The 14,945-nt window shown below is 68.5% G+C and carries 14 protein-coding genes; 6 read left to right on the forward strand and 8 right to left on the reverse strand.

From position 1 onward, the window contains the following. Positions 1-11: 11 nt before the first annotated feature. On the forward strand, positions 12-752 hold the full coding sequence (locus AB0I19_RS05205; protein ID WP_357144682.1) for a VWA domain-containing protein: 741 nt from the start codon (positions 12-14) through the stop codon (positions 750-752). Between the two features lie 71 nt (positions 753-823). Here AB0I19_RS05205 and AB0I19_RS05210 read toward each other — a convergent pair whose 3' ends face one another. Continuing rightward, positions 824-1,471, reverse strand: coding sequence for a TetR/AcrR family transcriptional regulator (locus AB0I19_RS05210; RefSeq protein WP_357144685.1), 648 nt, complete (start codon positions 1,469-1,471; stop codon positions 824-826). A gap of 202 nt (positions 1,472-1,673) precedes the next feature. Between AB0I19_RS05210 and AB0I19_RS05215 the strand changes: the two genes are divergently transcribed. The 3 genes from AB0I19_RS05215 to AB0I19_RS05225 all read left to right on the forward strand — a co-directional run bounded on the left by AB0I19_RS05215 (position 1,674) and on the right by AB0I19_RS05225 (position 5,584). Continuing rightward, positions 1,674-3,083 carry an FAD-dependent monooxygenase gene (locus tag AB0I19_RS05215; protein WP_357144688.1) on the forward strand — a complete coding sequence of 470 codons (1,410 nt, stop codon included), beginning with the start codon at positions 1,674-1,676 and terminating at the stop codon, positions 3,081-3,083. Further along, positions 3,073-4,848 carry an FAD-dependent oxidoreductase gene (locus AB0I19_RS05220; protein ID WP_357144691.1) on the forward strand — a complete coding sequence of 592 codons (1,776 nt, stop codon included), beginning with the start codon at positions 3,073-3,075 and terminating at the stop codon, positions 4,846-4,848. Before AB0I19_RS05215 ends, AB0I19_RS05220 begins: the two co-directional genes overlap by 11 nt. A gap of 112 nt (positions 4,849-4,960) precedes the next feature. Next, entirely contained in the window at positions 4,961-5,584 is a 624-nt protein-coding gene (locus AB0I19_RS05225; RefSeq protein WP_357144694.1) for a TetR/AcrR family transcriptional regulator, read from the forward strand. 22 nt (positions 5,585-5,606) lie between these two features. Here AB0I19_RS05225 and AB0I19_RS05230 read toward each other — a convergent pair whose 3' ends face one another. From AB0I19_RS05230 to AB0I19_RS05255, 6 genes are all read right to left on the reverse strand, one after another. Next, on the reverse strand, positions 5,607-6,671 hold the full coding sequence (locus AB0I19_RS05230) for a lipocalin-like domain-containing protein (RefSeq protein ID WP_357144695.1): 1,065 nt from the start codon (positions 6,669-6,671) through the stop codon (positions 5,607-5,609). A gap of 17 nt (positions 6,672-6,688) precedes the next feature. After that, positions 6,689-7,978 carry an oxygenase MpaB family protein gene (locus AB0I19_RS05235; RefSeq protein WP_357144698.1) on the reverse strand — a complete coding sequence of 430 codons (1,290 nt, stop codon included), beginning with the start codon at positions 7,976-7,978 and terminating at the stop codon, positions 6,689-6,691. A gap of 109 nt (positions 7,979-8,087) precedes the next feature. Then, entirely contained in the window at positions 8,088-9,047 is a 960-nt protein-coding gene (locus AB0I19_RS05240) for an ABC transporter substrate-binding protein (RefSeq protein ID WP_357144700.1), read from the reverse strand. Between the two features lie 27 nt (positions 9,048-9,074). Beyond that, the gene (locus AB0I19_RS05245; protein ID WP_357144703.1) at positions 9,075-9,833 is read right to left on the reverse strand and encodes an ABC transporter ATP-binding protein; all 759 of its coding nucleotides are present in this window, start codon (positions 9,831-9,833) and stop codon (positions 9,075-9,077) included. Between the two features lies 1 nt (position 9,834). Next, entirely contained in the window at positions 9,835-10,692 is an 858-nt protein-coding gene (locus tag AB0I19_RS05250) for an ABC transporter permease (RefSeq protein ID WP_357144706.1), read from the reverse strand. Between the two features lie 15 nt (positions 10,693-10,707). Next, a complete protein-coding gene (locus AB0I19_RS05255) occupies positions 10,708-11,997 on the reverse strand; it encodes an aryl-sulfate sulfotransferase (RefSeq protein WP_357144709.1) in 1,290 nt (429 codons plus the stop codon). A gap of 106 nt (positions 11,998-12,103) precedes the next feature. On the opposite strand from AB0I19_RS05255, the gene AB0I19_RS05260 reads away from it, so the two are divergent. After that, positions 12,104-13,210 carry a LacI family DNA-binding transcriptional regulator gene (locus AB0I19_RS05260; protein ID WP_357144712.1) on the forward strand — a complete coding sequence of 369 codons (1,107 nt, stop codon included), beginning with the start codon at positions 12,104-12,106 and terminating at the stop codon, positions 13,208-13,210. Here the strand turns inward: AB0I19_RS05260 and AB0I19_RS05265 are convergent. Next, positions 13,203-14,090: an alpha/beta hydrolase gene (locus AB0I19_RS05265; RefSeq protein WP_357144714.1), complete on the reverse strand. Its 888-nt coding sequence runs from the start codon at positions 14,088-14,090 to the stop codon at positions 13,203-13,205. The two genes, AB0I19_RS05260 and AB0I19_RS05265, sit on opposite strands and share 8 nt — an antisense overlap. Before the next feature lie 54 nt (positions 14,091-14,144). Here AB0I19_RS05265 and AB0I19_RS05270 point away from each other — a divergent pair, with 54 nt between their 5' ends. Continuing rightward, the gene (locus tag AB0I19_RS05270) at positions 14,145-14,930 is read left to right on the forward strand and encodes an AraC family transcriptional regulator (RefSeq protein ID WP_357144717.1); all 786 of its coding nucleotides are present in this window, start codon (positions 14,145-14,147) and stop codon (positions 14,928-14,930) included. The last annotated feature ends 15 nt before the right edge of the window (positions 14,931-14,945 follow it).

Below are 14,945 nucleotides of genomic sequence, written 5' to 3' on the forward strand. Positions count from 1 at the left end.
AGCTTGGCCCTGTGCGCCAAGCGCATTCGAAGCTGTCGGTAACGGCCTGTCTGTTGGCTGCGGTAGTCGGTCTCACTTCCGCCTGCGCGAACACGATCTCCGGTCACGCACAACCGAAACTCGGGCTCGCGGTCTGCGACGCGGTGGTGATGTTCGTGCTCGACACCTCGCTGTCGATGGAGGCCAGCGATGTGGCGCCTACCCGGCTCGCCGTCGCGACGACCGCGGCGAAGGAGTACGCCGACCGGCTGCCGCCGCGCACGCAACTCGGGCTGATCACCTTCGCCGGAACCGCATCGGTGCAGGTGAGCCCATCGACCGACCGCACCCCGTTCAAACGCGCGATCGATGCCGTTCGGCTGGCCGAACGCACCGCCACCGGTGAAGCGATCTTCACCGCGCTCGCCGCGCTCGGTGCGCTGCAGGCGGTCGCGTCGCTCGAAGGTCCGCGCCGGATCGTCCTGCTCTCCGACGGCAAACAGACCGTGCCCGCCGATCTCGACGATTCCCGCGGCGCCTTCACCGCCGCCCGCGAAGCGAGACGGCAGTACGCCGGGATCTCGGCTGTTTCGCTCGGAACCAGCGGTGGAACGATCGAGGTTCCCGAGGCGAACGGCCGCAGCCTGGTCCCGGTGCCCACCGATCCGGACTCGCTGCGCGAGATCGGCAGACTGTCCGGCGGCGATTTCCATTCCGTGACAACACTCGCCGAACTGAACGCGGTGCTGACCGGCCTGACCTGCGCCGCCTGACCGCGTGCCGACGTTCGGACCCGAGGAATGTGACAACGCAGTAGGCGTTCGGCAGCGGATCACGCCCGGGGTCAGGCGGTTGTCTGTGCGTCGCCGTAGACGACGAGCCAGATGGCGCGGCCGAGTGATGCGGCCAGTTCCTCGTCGGTGATGCCCGTTTCCGAAGCGAAAGCGACCGTGAGTGTCCGTTCGACCATCGAGGTGAGAACCAGGGCGGTCGACTGTGGGTCGAGTCGGGACGCTACGCGGCCTGCCGCGCGCTCGGTGTCGAGGCGGGTACACACCAGTTCGGCGAAGCCGGCAACCCGCGTCCGCCAGTAGCGCGCCACCGCGCGGTCGTAGGCAGACACCTCGCTGAGCGCCAACAGCAGGTAGCGGTGTGCACGGAAGCCGCTGATCATCGCGGCGATCGCCGCGACGACACCGGCCTGCTCGTCGGTGTGCTCTGCGCGCCACCACGTTTCGGCGGCCGCGAAGAGGTCGGCGGTGGCCAGTTCGGCCATCCGGACCAGCAGGCTGCTCTTGTCCGGAAAGTAGCGGTAGAAGGTCGACCGGGCGGCGCCGGACGCGGCCGCGATCCGCTGCACGGCGAGCTCGGTGTACGGCGTGCCGTCGGCGAGCAGGTCCTCCACCGCGCGCAGTACCCGGCGCTCGAACTCCACCCGCCGGTCGTCGGAGGATTTGCGGGCCGATCGCGGGACGCGCGTCAGCGAGGGCATCGGCGCCCTGGATCCCGCTCGGCGCCGCGCTCGTGTGCTGGAGGCATGCCCTCATTGTGCCTGCCGCGCCGCGTATGTCGATGCCGGGAGCGGTACACCTCCGGCAAACATGTTGTGGCCGTGCGGTATTGACTCGGGGTGTGACGCAGCTCATCATTTTATCGGACACACTGTCCGAGACTCGATGACCGAGGCGGCTCACATGACCCCTTCCCCCGTCCCCAGCATCGAGTCCGCCGATGTCGTCGTGGTCGGTGCGCGCTGCGCCGGTTCCGCGACAGCGCTGACCTTGGCCGCGGCCGGTCGCCGAGTGATCGTCTTGGATTCCGCTCCCCTGCCCTCGGATACGTTGTCCACGCATCTGCTCTGGCCCGCGGGCATGGCCGAACTCCAGCGACTCGGTGTCCTTCCCGAGGTGGCCGCGCTCGGCGCGCCCCAGTTGACCCAGGCCTACGCCGAAGGCGCGGGATTCGGTATCGGGTCGGCGTTCCAGCCGGTGGACGGCATCGACTACGCGATGTGTGTGCGGCGGACCGGACTCGACGGGGTGCTCGTGCGGGCGGTGATCGCGGCGGGCGCCGACGTGCGGCCGAGATGCCGGGTGGAGTCAGTGGTATTCGACGGAAATCGCTGTGCCGGTGTGCGATACAGCGACAGCGCGGGTGCCGTCACCGAGATCAGGGCGGCGCTGGTAGTCGGTGCGGACGGGCGGCGCAGCACCGTCGCCCGCGCGGTCGGCGCGGAGGAGCCGTTCCTGACGGTGCCCAGCGGCCGTGACTGCTATTTCGCCTATTGGCGTGACTCACCCGATGCCGCACGCCACATCGCCGCGCAGTGGCGTGTCGGGGCGGATCTTGGCACCGCGTTCCCCTGTGACGACGGTCTCGTACTGAGCCTGGTACAACCGCCACGCGCCGAGGGCAGGCTCGGCCCGGGCGTGGCCGAGCACCGCTATTCCTCAGCGGTTCAACGGATTCCGGGGCTGGTCGACCGGCTACGCGGTTGCGAACGAGTCGGGCGCGTCCGGTCGGCCGTCGGCATCGCCTCGTACTTCCGCCGTTCCGCGGGCCCCGGCTGGGCGCTGCCCGGCGACGCGGGCCATTTCAAGGATCCCGTCACCGCGCAGGGGATCCGCGACGCACTGCACTACGGCCGGCGGCTGGCCGAAGCCGTCACCGATGTCCTCGACGACCCGCCCGTTCTCGATGCGGCACTGGCACAGTGGGAACGCACGCGGGTGGTGGAGTGCCGCGACATCTTCCACTGGACCAACCGGCTCGCCCGCGGCGAGGCCATGCGGCCCTTGGAGATCGAGCTCTACCGCCGCGCCGAGATGGATTCCGAGCTGGCCGAGATCACCACCGGCATCTTCTCGCGCACGCGCAAACCCGCAGATCTCTACACCCCGGCTCGCGCGTTGCGGCTCGGCTGGGACGCGCTGCGCCATCAACGCGATCAAGTGCCCGCCGTCCTCGCCGACATGGCGCGCGAGATCCGCGACGCGGTCGCCGAACGACAGCTGACGCGAACCACGTTGCGCGGCACTCCCCCTCGGGTGCCGACGCCCACCCTGCTCACCTCTGCGACACCCGGAGCTCAGCATGTCCGATAGCCCGTTCACCTGCACCCGCCGCACAGCCCTGCGAGCCGGGCTGGCCGTCGGTGCCGCGCTGGCCGTCCCGGCACCCACGGTGGGCGCCGCCCCCGGCCCACGCTCGCCGCTGCTGCGAACGACGGGCAGAACCGTCGCGATCTTCGGTGGCGGGATGGCGGGCCTGAGCGCGGCGCACGAACTGGCCGAACGCGGCTACGACGTGACCGTCTACGAACCCGCTCATCTCGGCGGCAAAGCCCGCAGCCTCGGCGTTCCCGGCACGGCGGGCCCGGGCAGACAGGATCTGCCCGGCGAGCACGGCTTCCGCTTCTTTCCCGGCTGTTACCGCAATGTCCCCGACACGATGAGCCGAATCCCGTTCCCGGGCAACCCGAACGGCGTGCTCGACAATCTCGTGCGGGTCGAGGGCACGGTCGCCGGTTTCGAGAACACCGCGCCGATCTTCCTTCCTGTCGAACCGGGCGGCCTCACCCAGCTGACCCCGCAGGTGATCCAGAACAGCATCATCGGTTCGCTGCGGTTCATCCCCGACCTGCCCGCCCACGAACTGGCCTTCTTCGCCAAACAGATGGCCATGTGGTTCACCTCGAGCACGGAACGTCGCTTCGGGCAGTGGGAGTACGTCACCTGGGAACAGATCATGCGGGCCGAGGGCAAGTCGGCCGCCTATCGCAAGTACCTGGTCAGCGCGCTGACCCGGATCACCGTGGCCGCCAAACCGCAGACCAGTTCGGCGCGCACGATCGGCACCATCGGCGAGGCACTCGTCCTGGCAGGCACGGGGCTCGTTCCGGAGTTCTCCGGCGGGGTGGACCGCATCCTCAACCGGCCGACCAACGCCGCGTGGATCGATCCGTGGGTGGCGTATCTGCGTTCCCTCGGAGTCCGGTTCGTCCTCGGCCAGGCCGTGACCTCGTTGCGGCTGGCCGGCGGCCGGGTCGAGTCGGCCACGGTGGCCGGTGGCGGTGCCGCGACCACGGTGACCGCGGATCACTACATCTGCGCCGTTCCCGTCGACCGGGTCGTCGACCTGTTGAGCCCGGCCATCCTCGACGCCGACCCACGCTTGGCCGGGATGCGCGAGCTGGTCACGGACTGGATGGTCGGCATCCAGTACTTCTTGCGCCGCCCCACCGACATCCCCGAGGGCCACATCGCCGCACTCGGGTCACCGTGGGCGATCACCGCGCTGCGCCAGGCACCGATGTGGGTGGGAGATTTCGCCGCAACCTACGGCGACGGCTCCGTCGTGGAATGCCTGTCGGTCGACATCTCCGACTGGGACACCCCCGGGATCCTCTACGGGCGCACCGCCAAGGAGTGTGGTGCCGAGGAGATCGCGGCGGAGGTGTGGGCGCAGCTCACGACCTGGCTCAACACCGGCACCGGCTGGTTGCGCGACGAGGACATCCACTCCTGGCACCTCGATCCCGGCATCACCTGGTCCGGGAACGGCATCCACAACGAGACCCCGCTCTTGGTCAATACGGTCGGGTCCTACGACAACCGGCCCGACGCGCACTGCGCGATTCCGAACCTCTATTTCGGCGGCGACCACATCCGCAGCCATATCGACCTGGCGACGATGGAGGGGGCCAACGAATCCGGCCGCGCCGCGGCCAATGCGGTCCTCGACGCGGCCGACGATCCGGGCAGCCGGGCGACCCGCTTCCCGCTCGTCGACCTGCCGGTCTTCGCCGGTGCCAAAGCCGTCGACGCCGACCGCTTCCGCGCCGGACTTCCGCACCTGCTCGACAGCTGAATCCGCTCAGCGCACCCGCACCATCGGCACGTGGCAGGCCGACTCCGTGAAACACTGTCCGGTGACCGCGGAACGAACGGTAGACCGCCCGCGATGCCGAAAGGAGACGGCCATGACCGACGAGCCCGGCAATTCCCGACCGCCGGCGCCGGTGTCCAAACGCAAAGCGGCGGCCCGGGGAACGGCCCGCAGGCTCGGTGTCGAGGACTGGACGAGCGCGGCGTTGCGGGTGTTGCTGCGCGACGGCGTCGGCGCCGTCACCATCGCCAAGGTCTGCGAGGAACTCGGGGTCACCAAGGGCAGCTTCTACTGGCACTTCGACGGAATCGACCAGCTGCTCGAGACGACAGCGCAGTTCTGGTGCGCCGATCACAACGACGCCGCCCGTGGCTTCCACGACCTCGACGACCTGCCCGTCGAGCAACGCCTGGAACGCATGGGCGCGTTGCTCACCGAGGAGCGGGTCTGGCAGATCGAGCTCGCGGTCCGCGACTGGGCACGCACCAACGCCAAGGTGGCCGATGCGGTGAAGGCGCTGGATCAGCGGATCTTCCACACCCTGTCCAAAGCCCTGATCGAGCTGGGGTTCTCGCCCGAACAGTCGGAGATGCGGGCCGGGCTGATGTGCTTCGCCGGCATCGGTTTCGTGCACGGCAATCAGAACCTGCCGGTGCCGACCGAGGATCAGCGTCGGGAGTTCTTCCGGTTCATCACCAGTGCCGGGCCGCGGTGCTGATCCCGCATTTCCGCGGCGGCGCTCAGGTCAGTGCGACCAGTTCGTGCAGGGTCGTTCCGTCACGCTGTGCGGTGCCGTTGCCGGTGTGCACGCTCAGCTCGAAGGTGGACTCGAACCGGAAGTAGCCCGGGTGCCCGACGAGCCGGTGTACGAGGGGCTTGACCAGGCGTGAACGCACGACCGGCAGATCGTCGAGCAGATCGTGGGCGTGGATGACCCGGGTGATGTCCAGGCGCAGTTCGAGTCGCCCCGGCACCCGCAGTTCGACCCATTCGGGGTAGGTGCGGCCCGCGATGGCGTCGAAGCGGGCGGGGCCCTCGGTGAGGACTGTCTCGCCGGTGGACAGCACGATATCGGCGTGGTCGGCCAGCATCAACGGGTTGATCTCGTGGCCGCCCTTGCGCTGCTGGGTCAGCACCGAGGCGAAAAGCAGCGAGTAGTCCTCGACGTACAACCGGCCCCAGTGCCAGCGCTCGATGATCTTCTTCATGTCACCGACGCCCCAGTTGTGGTCGTGGTAGCCACGTCCGGTGACCTCGTGCCGCACGCCGTCGAGCTCGATGGTCCCGGTCACTCGCGCGCGGGGCGCGGCGACCATCCAGCCGAAGGAATCCTTACCGCCGAAACGGGTTTCGCCCTTGCCGGGCATCCAGCTGGGCACCTCGTTGTGGAACCGCAGGTCGAAGACCAAGCCGTCCTCGGCCATCCGCAGATGGTGGGTGGGCAGACCGTCGTCGCGCGATTCGGTACGGGCGGTGTTGTCACCGATACGCACATCGCAGGCGTCCGGCGAGAACGAGGCCGCCGAGTGCGGATACCGCCGCGACACCTGGCGTCGGGTGCCGTCGGGCGCGTAGACGATCATCTCCACCCAGGGTCGCGCCAGCGGCAGGTCCTCGGGGCGACGTTTGATCAGGAAGCCGATCACCACGTGGCCGGTGTCGAGGTGCGCGTCGAAATACCAGTGTTCGAAGGCGAGCCTGCTCGCGGCGGGATGAAAGGCGTTGTGGTGCGGCTCGATCGGTGTCAGCTCGCCGTCGCCGCGGCCGGGCCCGTTCCATACTTCGACGATGTCGGTGGCAGTCATGGTCGCTTTCTGTCCGTTCATCGGCGCAGGGCCCCGCCGGCGTCGAAGGCCGCTTCACGCCCCTGCATCTGGGCCCGGTACCAGTTCTCGCGGTGGGCGAGCATGAGTTTCTCGTGTGCCCGCGCGAACGGCGGGCAGAACCGGCGCACGAGTTCCGTCACGGTGATCAGCGGGAAGCGCAGGATCGGGACGAGGATCCACGGGAACGCCGGTGGCATGGTGTAGTGCCGACGCGTACCGGGGGCCATGTACATCGCGGCGTACACCGAATTGATCCGGAAGTTGTACATCTCGCGTAGCCGGGTCAGGCCGCGATGACCGTCGCGGGGTGCGAACGCCGCCGGATACGACTCGATCAGTTCCGTCCCGTGCTGTCCGGCGTCGTAGGACCGCGACGCGATGGTCATCGCCAGCACGCGCAGTGCGTCGAGAACCGTGTCGGGGTACCAGCGCAGCCGGACCCCGAGCAGGTGGCCCATGTACTTCTGGAAGTGCAGCAGCGCACGGATTTCCGACGGTGTCGTCTGGTAGCCGAGCGCCCACAGACCGAGCCCGGGTGTCACGCTGCCCGCCAGCAGGGTCAGCATCTGGTAGGTCTGGCTGATCGGCAGCCCCCACCGTTCGATGTCCCACTCGGGATGACCGGCGACCTTCGCACGCACCGACACGTGCATGACCCGCACCTTCAGCGCGGTGGCCCGGCCCGCCGAACCGGCGGTGAGCAGCGCGCCGCGCTCGGAGACGTCCATCCAGAACCGGCAGGTCTCGAGGAACCGGCGCAGCGCGCTGTCGCCCGCGTACCCACCGGCCAGCGACAGCGGCGTGGCGACCGCCGCCTCGGTGTACATCTCGAGTGTCTCGGCCCCGGCGAAACCGAACAGCATGGTGCCCCAGCGCCGCCAGATCGCGGCACCCTGCTCGACGAGGTCGGGCACCACCCAGTCGGGCACCGTCTCGAACTCGGCGAACAGTTCACGCATCGATTCCGGTGCCTCCGGGACCGCGTCGATGCCCTCGCGCATGGCCTGCTCCAGCATCCGGCGCCCGGCTTTCGGTCCCATCTCACCGTGCATCACCTCCGCGACGAACCGCTCGGCCACCGGGTCACCGGCGAACAGGTCTTCGCACAGGGCGATCGCCTGCTCGTCGGTCGGGAACAGCCGCTGCCTGGTCACGGCCGTGAAGACACGTTCGACGCGCCGCACGCGCGGTGTGTCGCGCACCTCCCAGTAGCGAAACGCGCTGGGGCACTTCACCGTTGCCCCGGCGTGAAGGTATTCGACCTGACCTTCGACGGATTCGGCCACACCGGGCCTCCTGACGTGAGCATCCACCCGCTGACTGCGATCGGGTCGACCATACTATGTCGAATAGTCTTCCGTACCTGAAAGTACGGAAGACTGTGCGATCGCTCGATCAGCTCTCCGGAAGGAAGCGGCTGTCGATCACGGTCGCGTAATCCGGCAGCGGGGTGCCCGCCGGGATCTTGCCTTGACTCTCGGCCCACCGTCCCAGCTCCGTGAGCTTGCCCGGAAGGGTCGGCGGCAGTTGCAGTGTGAAATCGAATTGCGGGAGCACACCGCGCAGGAGGTCGGGTCGCAGCTGAGTGGCGGCCGAGACGGCCTCGACGGCGGGCTCGGCGAGTGCTTTCAGCTGCTCGCCCGCCTCCGACAGCGCCGCGAAGAACGCGGTCATGGCCCCGGCCTTGCGGGCGACGGCTTCCTGAGTCGCGAGGTAGAGGCTGTGCTGGTGATAACTACCACCCGTCAGCTCGACGGCGTCGGCGCCGAGCGCGGCCACCACCTGGGCCTGATACGGCTGGAAGATCGACACCGCGTCCACGTCGTGCCCGCTCGCCGCCGTGACCGTCGCCGACGGCGCGACCTGCACGAGGTTCGCCGTGATGTTGTTGTGCGACAGCGTATTCGCGGCGAAGTACGCGGCACTTGTGCCCAACGGCGTTCCGATGGACTTGCCCGCCAGATCCGCCACGTCGTCGATGCCCGCGCTGCGGCGGGCGATGATGCGCGAACCTTCCCAGCGTGAACCGTCGCCGACGATCCGCAGCGACGGCGAGCGGGTGAGCACAGCGGAGGTCGGCACGTCGGCGGCCGTGGCGATGTCGACCTGTCCGGCGGCGACCGCCTGCAGCGCTTCCACTCCGGACGGGAAATTGACGACTTCGACTGTCACATTGTGCTTGTCGAACAGCCCGACCCGGTCGGCGACGGGTATCTGCGCCCAGGACGGGTCGACGACGAATCCGACGGTCAGCTTGGTGGGATCGTCGCTGTCCGCGTCCGCGCACGCGGTCACGGTCGCGAAGGCGAGAACGGTGAGCGCCGCGGCGACGATGCGGCGAGGAGAGATCTGCACGATGGTGTGTCCTAGCTCGAAGGGGGGTCAGGCGATGGCGTGGTCGATGCCGAGCTCGTGGTGCAAGAGCTTTCGGAGCCTGCTGTAGCCGGGTTGCTCGGCCAGCGCGTCGGAAGGACGCGGCCGGGTCAGTGGGTTGGCGATCCGGTCGACGATGAGACCGTCGCGAAGCACACCGACGGTGTCGGACAGCCGGATCGCTTCGTCGATGTCGTGGGTGACGAAGACGACGGTGCGGTGGTATCTGGTCCACAGGTCGATGAGCAGGTCCTGCATTCGCAGCCGGGTCAGCGCGTCGAGTGCCGCGAAAGGTTCGTCCATCAGCATCACCGTCGGCTCACCGGCGAGCATCCGGGCGATGCTCACCCGCTGCCGCATGCCGCCGGACAGTTCGCTGGGCCGGCGTGCGCCGGTGCCATCGGGTAGCTCGACCACCTCCAGGAGTTCGGCGACCCGCCGCGGGCGTTCGCGCGCCCGGACACCGCGGGCGCGCAGGGTGAACTCGACGTTGTCGGCCACCGACATCCACGGAAACAGCACATCACGCTGAAAGGCCATGCCACGGCGCGGATCAGGGGCCAGCACGGGAACGTCGTTGTCGGTCACCTGCCCGGAGGTGGGGGTGATGAGACCGGCCAGGCAGTGCAACAGTGTCGACTTGCCGCTGCCGGAGGCGCCGACCAGCACGGTGAACGAGCCGTCGGGGATCGACATGGTGATCCCGCCGAGTGTCGGTGCCGGTTGCCCGGGATAGTGCACGACCAGGTCTTGGATACGAATTGCCATGTCAGCGCTCCTTTTCCGACCACTTCGTCAGGGGCGCCGTGACCGAGGCGATCGCCAGATCGCAGGCGGCGCCGATGATGCCGAGCACGATCAGGCAGGCGATCACCCGGTCGGCCTGGGAGAACATCTGCGACTGATAGATCCGGTAGCCGATTCCCGCGGTGGTGCCGGTCATTTCGGCGACGACGATGAGGACGAACGACATCGCCGCACCGACACGCAGCCCGGAGACGATGTCGGGAGCCGCCTCGGGCAACACGATCCTCAACAGGGTCTGGCGCCTGCCCGCGCCGAGGCAGCGGGCGGCCTGCAGGTAGTCGTGTGGCGTGCCCGACAGGCCGGTGTGGCTGTTGATCCAGACCGGCACGAAGACACCGAGCGCGATGACCAGCGCTTTGCTGTCCTCGCCGAGCCCGAACCACAGGATGGCCAGCGGAACGAGGCCGATGGTCGGGACGGGAGCGAGCAACCGCAGCACCGGCTGGAGCAGTCGTCGCCCGGTCGCGGTGTTCGCCGTCAGCACGGCGGCGGCGATACCCGCGACCGCACCGAGGACGAATCCTGTTGCGGCACGGCGGGAACTGGCGACGATGTCCTCGGCCAGCAGGCCGTCGACCCACATGCCGTACCCGGCTCGCCAGATCTCGGGCAGCGCGGGGAACAGCTCCGCGGGGAACTGCCCGCTCGCCGCGACCAGCGTCCACGCCGATGCTGCCAGTCCCAGCCCGGCGACCGTCCAAACCAGTGCCTTCGAACGCACGATCCACGTCGGCGGGCCGGGCCTGGGCCCGCGTCGTGGCCGGGATCCGGAGGTCGCGGGCGGATCCGGTGCCGTCGCGGTTCCCACGCTGATCGTCATCTCGTCGTCCTTCCTTCAGCTGTGGGCCGACGTGGGTTCGGGCACCCAGTCGAAGGGAACCGCCTGTGCCCGGTAGACCAGGGGGGTCAGGGTGAGGCGGTCGACCCCGGGGACGCGGGGTTCGCGGACCTCGGGCTCACCGGCGACGCCGTAGCCCTCGTAGGGACTGTGGTATTCCCAGACCACCGCACCGTCCGAGGTCGCCTGGAAGATTCGGCCGCGCATGCCCTCGGTGATGAGGGTGTTGCCGTTGGGTAGTCGCTGCGCGTTGCTCACGAAGGAGCTGAAGAACGTCCACGACGGGCGCTGGGAGTCCTCGGCGGTGTACTGCCAGACGATCTGCTCGGTCGCCGGATCGATCTCGAGTACCCGGGAACCCGCGTAGATGCCGAGCGGAGCGGGCGGATAACCCGCGCCACCCTGGTTGTCGAAGACCAGGATGTTGCCCGCGCCGGGCAGGCCCGGCGCGATCATGTGTGGGTTGTGCTGGCCCGAGATCTGATCGAGCGGGCGCGGCACCTTGTGGACGTTGATGCGCTGATGCTGGGCGCCCGGAACAGCGTCGAAGTACGGGCCGAGCTTCCAGGCGATCGAGCCGGAGGCCTTGTCGATCAGCGCGACGATATTGGCCTTGCGGAAACTCACGAGAATGTTGTCGGGCTGGAACACCGTGTCGGGGTCATCGGCGTGCCAGGCGTTGGGGCCCAGCGTCTTCGCGCTGTTCATCTCCAGGTAGCCCCACGGGTCTTCGGGGTCACGGGACGCGGTGGCGCGCAGGGCTTCCCAGCCGTGTTCGCTGAAGCCGAACTCGTGCAGGTGGTCACCGGCGAGCCACTGCCAGACGATGGCGCCCCGGGGGTCGACTTCGAAAAGTCCCTGGTCGCCTACGGTCATCGCACCGAGGTCGGGGACCACCCGTGGCACGGTCACCAGGAGCAGGCGCTTGCCGTTGGGCAGCAGTTCCCAATCGTGGTTCTGGCGTGCCGCGCCGCCGGGGGCCTGCGTGCCCCATTCCCACACGGTCTCACCGGTCCAAGTGAGTTGCCCGACCGTGCCGTTGGCGTAGATGCCGCCGCGGGCGTCACCGCTCTCGCTGAGCTGGACGCCGATGTCACCGAGCCGGCCCGCGTTGAGTGCCGGGTCGATGATGCGGGGAGGGACCCCGGCGAACGGCCACTCCCGCACGACGGTGCCTGCGAGATCGATGAGGCGGGTGATCGAGTCGGCTCCGGTGAACAGGATGTAGCTGTCGTGGGCGTTGCCGGGTTCGTGATGGGTGACTCCGCTGAGTCGTACGTAGGACATGTCGTCTACTTCACCTGTCGTTTGTTGCGGCGGAGGGTCGCGCCGGTAACGTATCTAATCGATTAGCGTAGGAAGAAATACGGCGCTGGACAGGGTAGAAATCGGGATGAGTGAAACCAGGACGAACTCGGGCGCGGCCCGCGATACTGGAGCGAATGTGACGACCAAACGGCCAACCCTCGCCGATGTCGCGACACTCGCAGGCGTCTCGACCGCCGCGGTGAGCTACGTCCTCAACGACGGTCCCCGCCCGGTGTCCGACGCGTTACGTGCCAAGGTTCTCGCAGCCGCCGACGAACTGCGCTACCGCCCCGACCGCAACGCCAGGGCGCTACGCCGACCACGCAAGTGGCGCCAACTCGGCCTGCTCGTCCCCGACCTCACGTTGCCGCTGTATGCCGCGCTGGCCGGGCGGCTCGAAATCGAGGCGCGCGCTCGCGATCACCTGACGATGATCGGCAACACCGGCTACGACCCCGACCTGGAACTGGAGTTCACGGCGGCGTTCACCGATGTCGGCATCGACGGCCTGATCGTGGTCGGCGCGGTCAACACCCCCGAGATCGGCAAGGTCTGCCGCCGCGCTCGCGTACCCGTCGCCTGGGTGCACAACCGCAGGGGAACCGTCGACACCCCGACGCCTCTCGTCCGTGCCGATCATGTCGCCGCGGGCAGCCTCGCCACCACACATCTCACCGAGGTCCACGGTTGTCGTGACATCGCCTTCGTCGGCGGCTTCACCGCCACCGACGTGGAATACGGCGACCGGGAAACCGTCGCCGAGCGGTACGAGGGCTTCGCCTCGATCGTCGACGGGGGCACCGTGATCCGCACAGATCTCACCCCGGAGGGGGCCTATCGGGCAGTCGGTGCACACCTGCGGGCGGTGCACAGACCGCAAGCTCTGGTTGTCGGCACGAACGGCCAGGCCGCGGCCGCGATGCGTGCTGTCACCGATGCGGGCCTGCGTGTTCCCGGCGACCTCCGCATCGTCGGCTTCGACGGTGGCGTGGCCCAGCAGTTCGGGCAGATCACCCTCACCTCGGTGATGCAGCCGATCGACGTCATCGCCGCCCGCGCGATCGGCGATGTTCTCGATCCGGCCGAGCCGGACCCGGCGACGTGGGCGCCGATGCCGGTCACCCTCCATCGCGGCGAGTCCTGCGGCTGCCCGTCCGACACCGATCCACCCCGGCGCCTATCCACTAGGTGACGGGAGTCGCGCGATCCTCCGCTCCCCCATGGCTTTCGACGGGGCGACGCAACCATGCCCGCAATGCCTCGGTGACCTCGGCGGGACGCTGTTCCATGATGAAATGCCCGCCGTCGATCCGGACGAGAGTCGCGTGCGGGATGTGTGCGGCCAGGTCCTCGGCATAGCGAAACGGGATCGCCGGGTCCTTATCGCCCCAGATCACCGATGTGGGGCAGCGGATGGCGCCGAGTCCCGCCGCGAGTTCGGGGCGCACCCGGACGCTGTAGCCGGCCCAGAAGTGGGCGTACCAGCGGCGTCCTTCGCGGGTGTTGAGGAAATCGAGGTAGCCGGACAGGCGGTGGGTGTCGAACGAGCCGTTGCGGACGAACTGTGCCAATCCCAGGCGGTGCACGAGTCCGATCGTTCGTGCCGTGAGGAGCGGGCGAAGCAGCGGGCGTCGCGCCGCGGCGGAGAACAGCCCGAACAGTTGGTAGTACGGCGTCGTGAAGGTCCGGTGAGCCCGGGAATTGAGGATCGCGAAACGCTGGACCCGCTCGGGGTATCGCTGCACGAACCCGAGTCCGAGGAAACCGCCGTAGTCGTGGCAGGCCAGATCGACGCGGTCGAGGCCGAGTGCGTCGAACAGTCGCGCGATCCGGTCGACCTCGGTGTCGTAGTCGCAGCTCAACCGCAGGTCACGAGTCGAAGCACCCCAGCCTTGCCAGTCGGGGACGATCACCCGGCGCGATCGGGACAGCGGCCCGATCTGGTGCCGCCACGCGGCGTGGCTCTCCGGCCAGCCGTGCAGCAGAACCAGCGGATCGCCCTGTCCCACATCGGCATAGGCCAGGCGCGCGCCGTCGACGCCGACCTCGTTCAGTTCGAAGGTTGTCGTCATCTTTGCTCCACATCTCGCACGGTGGTCACGATCGGTGGATGTATGGTCGCGTGCATGGCGTTGCCCGCACTTCCAGAAACGTGCGCTACCGAGCCGGCGGCCGCCACCGCACCGGCACGGCTGTGGCTGCGTCTCGGACACGCGGTCTATATCGGTCCCGGTATGGCGCTGGGGCCGCATTCCACCGCCGTGGCGAGTCTCGGTGTCGGTTTGGACGGGCCGTTCCGGGTCCGCGCGGCGGGCGTTCCGGATGTCACCGCGCGCAGCTTCCTGTTCCGCGCCCGGGTAACCCACCACATTCTCGACACGGACGGACGAAGACTGTTCTGTTTCTTCGACCCGACCTCGTCCCGGATGACCCGTTGTCTCGGCGGGATGTCGCGCGACATCGGTGGTTTCAGCGCCGATCAGCGCAACGAAGCCGCCCTGATCGACCTGGGCAACTCCCCCGACCCGGATATCGATCGAGTACTCGATCTGGCCAGCGTCCCGGTCCCGACGATCGGCGATCCACGCATCGCCGCCGTGGCCGCGCAGATCCGCGCCGATCCGACCCGGCAGCAACGCGCGGCCGAAAAGGCCCTGGCCGCAGGCCTTTCCACCTCGTACTTCCTGCGTACCTTCGCCGAGCAGACCGGCACGAGTTTTCGCCGCTATGTCCAATGGGCGCGAATGCTGCGAGTGGCGAAAGCGTTCACCGAGGGCCACGACCTGACCCGGGCCGCAACCGACGCCGGCTTCGCCTCACCCTCACACCTCAGTGACACGTTCCGGGCCATGTTCGGCCTGACTCCCACCGCCTTCACCGCGCTCGGCGCCGAACTGCACATCGACGACTGAGGCGCGGCCCGGACG

Source organism: Nocardia sp. NPDC050413 (assembly GCF_040655475.1).
In the GTDB taxonomy this organism is placed as follows: domain Bacteria; phylum Actinomycetota; class Actinomycetes; order Mycobacteriales; family Mycobacteriaceae; genus Nocardia; species Nocardia coubleae.

Excerpts from the sequence above, each read along its gene's own strand:
- AB0I19_RS05260 (WP_357144712.1), top strand. The coding sequence starts at position 12,104 with ATGAGTGAAACCAGGACGAACTCGGGCGCGGCCCGCGATACTGGAGCG.
- AB0I19_RS05245 (WP_357144703.1), bottom strand. The coding sequence starts at position 9,833 with ATGGCAATTCGTATCCAAGACCTGGTCGTGCACTATCCCGGGCAACCG.
- AB0I19_RS05215 (WP_357144688.1), top strand. The coding sequence starts at position 1,674 with ATGACCCCTTCCCCCGTCCCCAGCATCGAGTCCGCCGATGTCGTCGTG.
- AB0I19_RS05265 (WP_357144714.1), bottom strand. The coding sequence starts at position 14,090 with ATGACGACAACCTTCGAACTGAACGAGGTCGGCGTCGACGGCGCGCGC.
- AB0I19_RS05225 (WP_357144694.1), top strand. The coding sequence starts at position 4,961 with ATGACCGACGAGCCCGGCAATTCCCGACCGCCGGCGCCGGTGTCCAAA.
- AB0I19_RS05270 (WP_357144717.1), top strand. The coding sequence starts at position 14,145 with ATGGCGTTGCCCGCACTTCCAGAAACGTGCGCTACCGAGCCGGCGGCC.
- AB0I19_RS05220 (WP_357144691.1), top strand. The coding sequence starts at position 3,073 with ATGTCCGATAGCCCGTTCACCTGCACCCGCCGCACAGCCCTGCGAGCC.
- AB0I19_RS05250 (WP_357144706.1), bottom strand. The coding sequence starts at position 10,692 with ATGACGATCAGCGTGGGAACCGCGACGGCACCGGATCCGCCCGCGACC.
- AB0I19_RS05230 (WP_357144695.1), bottom strand. The coding sequence starts at position 6,671 with ATGACTGCCACCGACATCGTCGAAGTATGGAACGGGCCCGGCCGCGGC.
- AB0I19_RS05255 (WP_357144709.1), bottom strand. The coding sequence starts at position 11,997 with ATGTCCTACGTACGACTCAGCGGAGTCACCCATCACGAACCCGGCAAC.
- AB0I19_RS05210 (WP_357144685.1), bottom strand. The coding sequence starts at position 1,471 with ATGCCCTCGCTGACGCGCGTCCCGCGATCGGCCCGCAAATCCTCCGAC.